This window comes from Natranaerovirga pectinivora (assembly GCF_004342165.1).
In the GTDB taxonomy this organism is placed as follows: Bacteria; Bacillota; Clostridia; order Lachnospirales; family DSM-24629; genus Natranaerovirga; species Natranaerovirga pectinivora.
Genome location: NZ_SMAL01000001.1, coordinates 239,214 through 251,513, shown reverse-complemented (window position 1 = coordinate 251,513; position 12,300 = coordinate 239,214). Strand labels below are relative to the sequence as shown.

The 12,300-nt window shown below is 31.7% G+C and carries 11 protein-coding genes; all 11 read right to left on the bottom strand.

Going from position 1 to position 12,300, the window contains the following annotated elements:
* Positions 1–61: 61 nt before the first annotated feature.
* The 11 genes from EDC18_RS01225 to priA all read right to left on the bottom strand — a co-directional run bounded on the left by EDC18_RS01225 (position 62) and on the right by priA (position 12,216).
* Positions 62–700, bottom strand: a complete 639-nt coding sequence (locus EDC18_RS01225) for a thiamine diphosphokinase (RefSeq protein WP_132249444.1) — start codon at positions 698–700, stop codon at positions 62–64.
* A gap of 1 nt (position 701) precedes the next feature.
* Complete coding sequence (gene rpe, locus EDC18_RS01220; protein WP_132249442.1) at positions 702–1,364, bottom strand: ribulose-phosphate 3-epimerase; 663 nt, start codon at positions 1,362–1,364, stop codon at positions 702–704.
* A gap of 1 nt (position 1,365) precedes the next feature.
* Complete coding sequence (rsgA, locus tag EDC18_RS01215; RefSeq protein WP_132249440.1) at positions 1,366–2,244, bottom strand: ribosome small subunit-dependent GTPase A; 879 nt, start codon at positions 2,242–2,244, stop codon at positions 1,366–1,368.
* Positions 2,244–4,193: a Stk1 family PASTA domain-containing Ser/Thr kinase gene (gene pknB, locus EDC18_RS01210; RefSeq protein WP_165878414.1), complete on the bottom strand. Its 1,950-nt coding sequence runs from the start codon at positions 4,191–4,193 to the stop codon at positions 2,244–2,246. The genes rsgA and pknB overlap by 1 nt, the downstream gene beginning before the upstream one ends.
* A gap of 4 nt (positions 4,194–4,197) precedes the next feature.
* On the bottom strand, positions 4,198–4,932 hold the full coding sequence (locus EDC18_RS01205) for a Stp1/IreP family PP2C-type Ser/Thr phosphatase (RefSeq protein ID WP_132249436.1): 735 nt from the start codon (positions 4,930–4,932) through the stop codon (positions 4,198–4,200).
* A gap of 55 nt (positions 4,933–4,987) precedes the next feature.
* Positions 4,988–6,034 carry a dual-specificity RNA methyltransferase RlmN gene (rlmN, locus tag EDC18_RS01200; RefSeq protein ID WP_132249434.1) on the bottom strand — a complete coding sequence of 349 codons (1,047 nt, stop codon included), beginning with the start codon at positions 6,032–6,034 and terminating at the stop codon, positions 4,988–4,990.
* Between the two features lie 77 nt (positions 6,035–6,111).
* Complete coding sequence (gene rsmB, locus EDC18_RS01195) at positions 6,112–7,464, bottom strand: 16S rRNA (cytosine(967)-C(5))-methyltransferase RsmB (RefSeq protein WP_132249432.1); 1,353 nt, start codon at positions 7,462–7,464, stop codon at positions 6,112–6,114.
* The gene (locus EDC18_RS01190) at positions 7,461–8,141 is read right to left on the bottom strand and encodes a zinc metallopeptidase (protein ID WP_132249430.1); all 681 of its coding nucleotides are present in this window, start codon (positions 8,139–8,141) and stop codon (positions 7,461–7,463) included. The genes rsmB and EDC18_RS01190 overlap by 4 nt, the downstream gene beginning before the upstream one ends.
* A gap of 15 nt (positions 8,142–8,156) precedes the next feature.
* Positions 8,157–9,083, bottom strand: coding sequence for a methionyl-tRNA formyltransferase (gene fmt / locus EDC18_RS01185; RefSeq protein ID WP_132249428.1), 927 nt, complete (start codon positions 9,081–9,083; stop codon positions 8,157–8,159).
* Between the two features lie 393 nt (positions 9,084–9,476).
* Positions 9,477–9,953: a peptide deformylase gene (def, locus tag EDC18_RS01180; protein ID WP_132249426.1), complete on the bottom strand. Its 477-nt coding sequence runs from the start codon at positions 9,951–9,953 to the stop codon at positions 9,477–9,479.
* A 28-nt stretch (positions 9,954–9,981) separates the two neighbouring features.
* On the bottom strand, positions 9,982–12,216 hold the full coding sequence (gene priA, locus EDC18_RS01175; RefSeq protein ID WP_132249424.1) for a primosomal protein N': 2,235 nt from the start codon (positions 12,214–12,216) through the stop codon (positions 9,982–9,984).
* Positions 12,217–12,300 lie beyond the last annotated feature (84 nt).

Sequence of the window (12,300 nt, the reverse complement as noted above, 5' to 3'; positions counted from 1 at the left end):
ATAAAAAAGATTTTTCCCTAAAGTAGAAGAATGTCTACATAGAGAAAAATCATTTAGGACTTTAATCTTTGCTTTGTATTACTATTAATATACCCTCTTTAATGGTAATAAATGCATTTTTGTCAATTATTTCATTGCTAATACCTATAGATGCCCCAATAACTAATTTATCATTATCTAATGAATATTTTAAGCCTTTAGAGCTAATACCACTTACCTCAGTAGTCAAAGGTATAAGAGAAATATATTCTCCAAAAGTATTTTCTAATGCCAACGTATTATTGGTACACTGTATTATATTGTTTTCATTGACTATTCTACAAGGAATATTTTTTTCTGTAGGAATCATTAGAGTATGTATATTCGCCAGTGTATGATCCATCCTAGTCCCTATTCCACCAACAATGGTTATATCAGACGCATTTAACTCAAGGGCTTTTATTAATGCCAAATGGGTATCACTATAGTCTTTATCCGGGGAAAACTGTATAACTTCTACACCCTTATCTCTAAACTGTAAAACTAAGTTTTCATCAACGGTATCTAAGTCTCCAATGATTAGATCCACTTTAACTTGAGAATCTTTTATAATATCTAATGCACCATCAACAACCATAGTATAGTCAAAGGAATTGTCTTTTAGAAAATTATTAAAAAAGTCAAAATGAATGGTACCACCTGTTATAATTAATGTTTTCATTCTACTCACCAAATTCTTTAAATACTGTTAAAAAATCCGATACTTTTGTTTGCGCATCTCCACTAAAAACAGCTGAACCTGCTACAATAACATTGGCACCTGCCTCAATTACTTCTTTAACATTTTTTACTGTTATACCACCATCTACTTGTATATCAATATCCAATCCTTTGCTTTCTATAACACATCTTAAATCTCTAATTTTTTGTAATGCGCTAGGTATGAAAGATTGTCCACCAAAACCTGGGTTTACGCTCATAATTAAAACCATATCTAATTCTTCTAATACATAGTCTAAAACACTAAGGGACGTAGCAGGATTCAACGCAACAGCTGCCTTAATGCCTAGGGACTTTATCTTCTGAATGGTTCTGTTTAAATGTGTACAGGCTTCTGCGTGAACCGATATGATATTGGCCCCTGCATTATAAAAATCATCTATATATCTAATGGGTTCATTCACCATTAAATGAACATCAAAAATTTTATTTGTTTTATCTCTTAAGCATTTAATTACTGGCGCACCATAAGATATATTAGGAACAAAACTACCGTCCATTACATCTAAGTGTATCATATGTGCTCCTGCTTCATCTATCAATCTAATATCTCTTTCTAAATTTGAAAAGTCTGCTGATAACATAGAAGGTGCAAGCTGTATCATTCTACCATCTCCTTTGGTCCTTTATCTCATCGTATATCATTTTGTAACTATCATATCGGTTTTGATTTATTTGCCCATTATTTAAAGCTTCTTTAACGCCACATTGAGGCTCATTAATATGAACACAGGTTTGGAATTTACATTGATCATTATATTTTAAAAACTCAATAAAATATTCTCTAAGATCTTTAGCTTCAATTTCATTTAAAAATATAGAACTAAATCCAGGCGTATCCACAATATAACTTGTATCATCAAAAGACATTAATTCCGCATGTCTCGTAGTGTGCTTTCCTCTTTTTATTTTAGCACTAATTTCTCCTGTTTCCATCTTTACTTTGTCTTGTAATTCGTTTAAAATTGATGATTTTCCAACACCAGAAGGTCCTGCAAATACAGATGTTTTGTCCTTTAAAACATCTTTTATATTATCGATTCCTTCAATTTTTAGAGTACTGGTGGTAATCACCTTATACCCTACATTTTTGTAGACGGAAATAATATTATTAACTTTAACTTCATCTAATATATCTATTTTATTAAAACAAATTATAATATCAATATTTTCCTTTTCGATTGCTACTAAAAATCTATCCAGCAAATTATAATTAGGGTCTGGATCTGTAACGGCAAAAACAATGATTACTTGATCAATATTTGAGACCAGAGGCCTTATGAGTTCATTTTTTCTAGGCATAATTTTTACAATGTTACCGAGAAAGTTATCTTTATCAAGTATTTCTACTTCAACATTGTCTCCTACTAATGGTTTTATATTGTCTTTTCTAAAAATTCCTTTTGCCTTACATTCATAAACACCCTCTGTTGGTATATGAACATAATAAAAGCCTGCAATACCTTTTATTATTTTACCCAACATTAATTTACCTCCTCTTTAAAAGAAATTGGCCATGGGTCCCTTTGTTGTTCTCCGTTAATATATAAGATGAGTTCCCCTGTTCCTTCTTCCCCTCTTACGGTTATATTAATAGGAAAGTCTTCCTTATAAACAGCCTTTTCTCCAAATATAGTTGATATATTATTACCTTGTTTTAAATCAATACGGATCATTGCTTCCTCTTGGTCTTCAGCTAAAACATCATTCAATACTAATACTTGTTCAAAATATCTTATTGTAATTCCAGTACTTACAACAATATCTATCACATAACCTTCTTCCACTGTTTCACCACTTGCAACGGTTTGACTAATCACTTCACCTTCTCTATAGGCTTGACTTTCAACATAAGTAGTATTGTTTCCTAATTGTAGGTTATTATCAATTAATCTTTGTTTTGCTTGTTCTTCAGTTAACCCTCTTAAGTCAGGAACTGTTGTGAATCTTGGTGCTCTTCCATTACTTACATAAATTGTTACGATTTCTCCTACTCTTAACTGTGTACCTGAAACGGGTTCTTGTCTTATTACAACACCAATAGGTAATGTGTCATTGTACTCTAATTCAATTTTTGGTGTTAAATTCTCTTGTAAAACAAATCTTTCAGCATCATTAAACCTTTGATTGATAACATTAGGCACACCAAAAGTTTGTACCCCTTTACTAATAATAACATTTATAACTGCTTCTTCTCTAACCAAAGTATCTGCTTCAGGCGCTTGAGTAATGATATGCCCATTTTCAACATCTTCAGAGAATTCATATCTTATAATGTTTAACCCTAGATTACTATCAGATAATACCTTTGATGCTTCTTCCTCAGTCAAACCTTTTATTAAAGGAACAGTAACTTCTTTTGGCACAAAACGATCTTGTAAATAATTGATACCAAAAAATGTAATGACACCAACTAAAAGCATAGCCAATACAACACCAGATGCGATAATTAATTTATCAATGATTTTATTAGGTTTATTACTTACTATTTCGTCATCATTCTGGAACTCATCTACATCTCGTGAAACACTTCGAATTCTTTTAACATCTTCTTCTGAAATAAATATTGTATTTGAATCCGTTACTGTATCTATTTTTACAAAATCACCATTAGGTACTTCCATGGCTTTTTTTAAGTCAAGAATTATTTCAGTCATTGAATTATATCTCAATTCTGTTTTTTTCTGAGTTGCTTTCAAGATAATATTTTCCAAACTACTGGATATATTTGGATTTATACTACTTGGTTTTACTAGCTCATCTTGAATATGGGATAATGCTACAGAGATATTGCTATCTCCTTCAAAAGGTACTTTTCCAGTAATCATTTCATACATGGAAATACCTAGTGAATAAAGATCACTTTTTTCATCTGTATATCCTCCTCTAGCTTGTTCCGGAGATATATAATGGACTGATCCCACAACATTTGCAGCTGCAATTGTAACAGAACTAGCTGCCCTAGCAATTCCAAAATCTGTAACTTTAGCTACCCCATTACTTGAAATAATAATATTTTGAGGTTTAATATCTCTATGTATAATGTGGTTTTTATGGGCATGTTCGATTCCAGAAGCAACTTGAATGGCTAAGTTAATAGTTTCTTCTGTTGATAAAGACCCTTTTTCTTTAATATACTCTTTTAAAGTGATGCCTTCAATCAATTCCATAACTATATAGTAAACATTTTTATCATGACCTACATCATAAATATTTACAATACTCTGGTGGGAAAGGCTTGCTGCAGATTGGGCTTCCACTTTAAACTTAGAAACAAAACTTTCGTCTAATCTAAATTCATCTTTTAAAACTTTTATAGCAACATATCTATTAAGCATGGTACATTTTGCTTTATAAACTTCAGACATTCCACCTGAACCAATTTTTTCTACTATTTCATATCTATCATTTAACAAAATCCCTTGTTGTAGCATTATCTCACCTCTCATCTATGTCAGTTTTAATTATAATTACAGATATATTATCATTGCCACCAAGTTCATTGGCTCTAGAAATGAGTTGTTTTACTTTATCTTCTAAGAAACTTCCATCTTCAAGAATATTAGAAATTTCTTTATGACTTAACATATTTGTCAAACCATCAGAGCACATTAATATCAGATCATCACTTTCTAATTCCACTTCATATATATCCACTATAATTGTTTTTTCTGCACCTATCGCTCTAGTAATAATATTTTTTTTAGGATGGCTATTAGCCTCGTCTTCTGTAAGATGACCCGTATGTACCATTTCTTCAACCAAAGAGTGATCTTTTGTAATTTTTTGTATTTCTTTATTTCTTATTATATACAGACGACTATCCCCAATATTCCCAATGTACAATTTTTTTTGTATTATTGTTGAAACAACAAAAGTTGTTCCCATTTTATAATATTCTTCTTCTGATGATTTTTCGTGTACCATCTGATTAACGCTACAAATGCCATCTTCAATAATCTTCACTGGATTATCCCAAGTGGCTTTTTTCACAAAATCTACAAACCCCTTGACAGAATATTCAGAAGCAAAGGCTCCTGCATTGTGTCCACCCATTCCATCTGCAATGATGTATAAATTAGGCAGATTCCCAATAGATTGATCAGAGTAAAAAATTGTATCCTCATTTCTTGCTCTTTTAATCCCTTTGTCGGTTTTACCATATGACCTCATAAAACACATTTAACCTCCTAATGTCAAATTAGAAAATAACCTTGATCCATCTACCCTATTTTTCTATCCTATTCTCCCCATAACTTTTACGTAGTTGGCCACAAGCTGCTTGAATATCTCTTCCTAATTCTCTTCGAATAGTTGCAGTAATACCATTTTTTTCTAGAACGGATTTGAAATTCACAATAGATTCTTTTGAACCTTGTTGATAATTTCTTTCTTTAATAGGATTAATAGGTATTAGATTAACATGGCATAGAAGCCCCTTTAATAATTTACACAATTCTTCAGCATCTTTTTTAGTATCATTCACACCACTAATTAAACTATATTCAAATGTAATTCTTCTATTGGTTTTATGAATATAGTATTTACAAGCATCTAAAAGTTCTTCTATGGAAAACTTTTTTGCTATTGGCATAGTTTTCTTTCTTATCTCATCATTAGATGCATGTAGAGATATTGCTAAGGTAATGCCAATTTTTTTATCTGCTAATGTCTTTATTTTATCCACTAAACCACAGGTTGAAACTGTAATATTTCTAATACTAATGTTCAATCCTTTTTCATCTGTAATAACACTAATAAACTTCATCAATTCATCAAAATTATCAAGGGGTTCACCAGTACCCATAATAACCACATTAGAAACTCTTTCTCCTGATTCTCTTTGAATGCTATAAACTTGCTCTAGCATCTCAGAAGCCCTTAAGTTTCTAACTAAGCCACCAATTGTAGAGGCACAAAAAGTACATCCCATTTTACAGCCAACCTGAGATGAAATACAAACAGAATTACCGTGCTTGTATTTCATTAGAACACTCTCTATAACATTATGGTCTTTTAGTTGAAATAGAAACTTTTCAGTGCCATCAATTTGAGATATAAGCTTTTGTATCACTTTCAAATGAACTAACTCTGTCTCTGTATTTAATTTTTCTTTTAAATCCTTTGATATGTTACTCATTTCATCAAAAGAAGTAATCAACTTATTATGAAACCACCCAAATACTTGGTCACATCTAAATTTTTTTTCCCCTATTGAAATAAAGTAGTTAAGGAGCTCACCATATTCCATAGATTTAATATCAATTTTTTCCATAAGTCACCTTTTATTTTATCATTGAAACAATTTATATGACAATCTTTTTATTTATTATTTTATTTTTAATTATATGATTACAGTTTTCTAAGTCTAGCTATAAAAAAACCATCTGTATTGAATTGATGGGGTAGGATCTGTATACACCCTTTATGGCGCTCATCTCTTAAAACTTCTGGAAGAAATGCTCTTGCATCTTCAATTTCAAAGTTTAAATTCTCAATCAGCCATTTTACATTGTCTTCATTTTCTCTTTTATTAATTGTACAAGTACTAAAAACCAATATTCCTCCTGGCTTTAAATACTCTTGTATCACTTTTAAAATATTTCTTTGCAACTCTATTAAAGAAGTAATTTGATTTTCATTTGCATTGTATTTAATATCTGGTTTCTTTCTTATTATTCCCAAACCAGAGCAAGGTAAATCAGCTAAAATAATATCTGCTTTACCTATCAAATTTTCATCTAATTCTAAGGCATCAAATTTTTCAACTTTTATATTAGTAAGATTTAACCTTCTTACATTTTCATTGATCAGTTCTGTTTTATCATAAGTTAAATCCCTAGAAACAACATGACACTCTCCACATAGTTCAGCTATATGGGTGCTCTTACCACCTGGTGCGGCACATACATCTATTACAAGGTCACCCTTCTTAGGATCAGCTACTTCTCCAACAAGCATTGAACTTTCATCTTGAACTTGAAAGTACCCTTTATTAAAGGTATCTAACTTACCAAGATAATCATAGTTGGATATGTTAAATCCATAGTCTAAAAACTGACCTTCTTTAACATTAACCCCTTCTTTGACAAGACGTTCTTTTAGCTCCGTTGGAGAGATTTTTGTTTTATTGCATCGGATTGTTGTTTCAGGAATGCTATTACTTGCTATACAAATTTCTTTAACAACTTCATATTCGTATTCTTCTAACCATATCTTAATAATCCATTCTGGAAAAGAATAAAGAACGGACAAATACTCAATAGGGTTCTTTTCTTCACTTGGTAATGAGATATTATCTATAGATCTTGCTATATTTCTAAGGACACCATTAACAAAACCAGATAATTTTACAAAGCCTCTTTTTTTTGCCAATTTTACTGCTTCATTACAGACTGCAGAGTCTGGCACACTCTCCATGAACATTAATTGATATACTGATAATCTTAAAATATTACAAATCGTTGTCTTCATTTTACTTGTTTTTGTTTTTGAAAACTGATTAATTACATAATCAAGATATATTAAATTTTCTAATGTCCCTTCAACCAATCTAGTAATAAAAGCTCTCTCTTGTTTTTTTAATTCTTGGTGATTTTTAAGAACTTGATTAAGAACTTTATGGCTGAATCGATTGTCTTTAATAATTTCATCTAAAACACTTAGTGCCATTAATCTAAGATTAACTTGTGATTGATTTGTCATCTTCTTCTCCCGTTTAATATAATTAGAAATCTTAATAAATTAGCAATTGCTACAATAGCTGCTGCAACATATGTTAATGCCGCTGCATTAAGAACTTTTCTAGCAGGTTTAACTTCATTTGCAGACAAATAATTATTATTGTCTAAAATAGCAATGGCCCTACTTGACGCATTAAATTCTACTGGCAAAGTAATTAATTGAAATAACACAACTGCACCAAATAAAATAACACCTAATTGGATAAGGTTAAATGCATCTAAAAAGAACCCTAAAAATATTAATGGCATTGCTAGATTAGAACTAAAACTTACAACTGGAAAAATTGCATGTCTAAATTTTAAAAAAGCATATCCTTTTGCATCTTGTAATGCATGACCACATTCATGGGCTGCAACACCAACTGCTGCAATAGATGTTGAATTATAAACTGAGTCAGATAATCTTACAACTTTTTTACGAGGATCATAATGATCTGTTAAGTTACCTTTAACGCTTTCAACTCTAACATCAAATAAACCTGCATTTCTAAGTATACTTTCCGCTATATCTCTACCTGTATAGCCATTTAAATTTTTCACCTTACTGTATTTATTAAAGGTTGAACTCACCTTTGACTGTGCATAAAAAGAAAGCAAAATTGCTGGTAATAAAATAATCATTGAACCATACCAATCCATAATAATCACACCTTTCTATCCTAATTTAACACCTAAATCAACTTTATATCCTCTTAAAAACTCTTCTGTTGTCATCCTTTTTTTACCTTCTAACTGAAGTTCCTTAATTGCAAGGGCATCCTTGCCTGTTTGAACAATAATAGACGACTTATCTATATGGATGACTTCACCTATACTCTTATTGTTTGATGAAATAACATCTCCATCCCAGATCTTTACCATTTTCCCATCTAGATAGCTATAAGCACTTGGCCAAGGATTCAGACCTCTAATAAGCCTTTCAATCTCAACGGCATCCTTACTCCAATCAATTAACCCTAATTCCTTACTTAACATAGGTGCATAAGTTGATTCCTCATCCACTTGCCTCTCTCGTGGCGCCGACCCATTTTCTAAAGCTTCAAGGGTTTTTAATAAAGTATTGGCACCTAACGTAGACAACTTATCATGTAAAGACCCACCTGTTTCTTTTGCTTCTATCTTTACAATATCTTTAAAAATCATATCACCAGTATCAATACCAACATCCATATGCATGGTGGTAATTCCAGTCTCAGATTCTCCATTAATAACAGACCACTGAATAGGCCCCGCCCCTCTATACTTAGGAAGCAATGAAGCATGAACATTAATACAACCAAACTTAGGCACTTCTAACAACTCTAAACTCAAAATTTGACCGAAAGCAATAACCACCGCAACATCAGGATTAAGGCTCCTTACAAATTCAATAAACGTTTTATCTCTAACCTTAAGTGGCTGATAAACAGGAATCCCATGTTTGATAGCCATCTCTTTAACAGGAGGAACTACCATCTTCTTCCCTCTACCCTTAGGCTTATCAGGCTGAGTAATTACCCCAATAACCTCATGAGAAGACTCAATAAGGGCCTCTAAAGTAGGAACAGAAAAATCAGGCGTACCCATAAAAATAACTTTCATCAAATCTCTCCTAACCAAAAATAAAATAATTATTCAAGAACCATCATAACCCCACAATATGAATTCTCTATGAATTCACAATGTGAAAGCACGAGTCTAACAGCAATGTGCGAAGCACGAGCCCAACAACAATGTGCGAAGCACGAGTCTAACACGGACAGACTATGTGACTTTCTATAAAAATAAAGTGACTTTTAAATATTTCACTAGTAAATCTTAGTAGGGCGTAGATGAATATTTCGTCAAAAGCCTTAAGTGTTTGACCGAAGGGAGTTCTTAAGGCTTAGAAATATACATCCTAGCCCACTTAGATTTACTTGAAATATTTAACGGAACTGTTTTTTATAGAAAGCCACATAGGACCGACCCCTCACAAAAAAACGCTCTTAACTTCTACTCTTCCATTTCATCCTCATCATAACCATCAACAAAACGTATCACCTTATCCGTAAACAAAACCCCATCCAAATGATCAATCTCATGACACAAAGCCTTAGCCATCAACTCCGTACCTTCTACAAAAATAGTCTCTCCCTCTTTATTCAACCCTTTAACTTTAACATACTCTGGTCTCTCAATCTCACCAAGTGTCCCCGGAATACTTAAACATCCCTCAATCCCTACTTGACAACCATTTCTTTCAACAATCTCCGGATTAATTAAAACAACAAGACCTTCTCCAATATCAATAACAATTATTCTTTTAAGTATCCCAACTTGTGGTGCTGCTAACCCAATACCATTTGCATCATACATGGTCTCAATCATATCATCAATTAACACTTTTACTTGATCTGTTATACTCTCAACCACTCTTGCTTTTTTCCTTAAAACCTCATCGCCATCTTCACGAATATTTCTTATTGCCATTTTTTAAAACTCCTTCCAACTTATGTCTTTAATAACTGAACAATGGATTAAAATCAAATTGCATTGCCATATTATTATATTTATTATTTTCAACATTTATAATTTCTATTTTCTTTTTAATTTCAAGTAGTCTATTATACTCTTCTGCTTTTATATAAATAACTTGTCTAAATAAATTATTCATTTTAGATATAGAAGCAGGTGTCGGTCCTATTATATCACAATTCGTAGAATCCAACATATTTTTTATTAAATTTACAAGCTCATAAGACGTTTTTATGACAAGATTCTCATCCTCTGATATTAATAGTATAACCATTATATTTGTAAAAGGAGGATAGTTCATAATTCTTCTATACGAAATTTCCTCATTATAGAAGTTATTATAATCTTGCATCCTGGCATTTTGAATACTAAAATGTTCTGGAGAATAGGTTTGAATAATAACATCCCCTTTTATAGCTCCTCTACCTGCACGTCCTGCTACTTGTGTAAGCAAACTAAAAGTGCGTTCACTAGATCTATAGTCATTCATATATAAAGATAAATCAGCAGCCAAAACACCTACTAATGTTACATTAGGAAAGTCATGACCTTTTGCAACCATTTGAGTGCCTATTAGAATATCTGCCCTGCCGTCTCCAAACTTCGTAAGTATTTGTTCGTAACTGTCTTTTTTACTTGTGGTATCTGTATCCATTCTAAGTATTCTAGCCCTTGGAAACTCTTTTTGTATATATTCTTCTACTTTTTGTGTCCCTGTTCCAAATTGCTTTATATACTTGGATTTGCAGCTGGGACAAGTACTAGGCATAGATATATTTTTACCACAGTAATGGCATATTAACTTGCCATTATTATGATAGGTAAAGGCAACATCACAATGATCACATTTTATAACAAAACCACATTCTCTACAAGAAACAAAGCGCGAATACCCTCTTCGGTTAATAAAAAGAATGATTTGCTCTTTTTTATTTAATCTATCCAATATAGATGAACGTAGACTTTCACTTAGCATAGATTTATTCCCTTGTATCAATTCTTCTCTCATATCAACAATAGACACAGTAGGTAATGGTCTATTGTCTATACGTTCCTTTAATTCCAGCAATTTATAATTACCCTCTAGTGCCTCTGTATAACTTTCCATTGAAGGTGTTGCAGACCCTAGAACAACACTGGCATTAGAGATTTCTGCTCTTTTTATTGCAACTTCTTTGGAATGATATTTAGGTGTTGTGTCACTCTTATAGGTGGTTTCATGTTCTTCATCTATAATGATTATTCCCAGGTTTTCAAAAGGCGCAAATAACGCTGAACGAGGTCCAACCATTATTTGTATAGCCCCATTTTTAGCTTGAACGTATTGATCGTACCTTTCTCCTTGGGAGAGCTTACTGTGAATGACACCAACTTTTTCTCCAAACCTCTCATAAAATCGTTTGACGGTTTGATGGGTTAGAGATATCTCTGGAATAAGAACAATGGCTTGCCTACCAGAATTTAATACTTCTTCAATAATCCTCATATAAACTTCTGTTTTTCCGCTACCAGTTACCCCGTGAAGCAAATAGGTTTTAAATTTTTCACTATAATAATCACTAACCACTTCATCAATTATTTTCTGCTGAAATATGGTAGGTTGAGTATAGGATTGATTTTTATTAAAGTTATGAGGCTTTCTATAATTTTCTTTGCTTATAATTTCTATGATTTGATTTAATTCTAATTTTTTCAAGGTAGCTAAGGGAATTTTTAAGTTTTTAGTCACATAGGTATAGTCCAAATTGGATTTTTCTTTTAAGGTTTCCATCAACCTTAAAATAGCCACATGATTTTTTTTCTTAGCCGACTCAATTAATTCCTTACATTTGGTATCATCTATTACTAAGTGAATTCTTTTTTCTTCTTTATGTTTGATTTTTTGATGGATGGGAAGAACAGTTTTTAATGCAGATATAATAGTGGAACTATATTGATTACTCATCCATAAAGCCAATTGAATCAACTGGGACTCAATATTAACTTTTTCATTGCTGCTCTTATGAATCTCTTTTAATTTACTTGGATCTATTTGTGGTTTATTTGATATATTGATAACAAAACCCTTTATTAGCTTATTCCCTTTACCAAAAGGTACTTCTACTGATGTTCCTATTGCTATTTTATCTTGTAACATCTCTGGAATAATATATTGAAATGTTTTATCTAAGTCTTGGTGTAATATATCTATAATAATATCAGCATATCTTTTAGCCATAAATATCTCCTTTGTATATTATTAATTCTAAAATATTATTTTAAAAACCTATATAATAATACGTAAAAAAGTGGAGTTAATAAC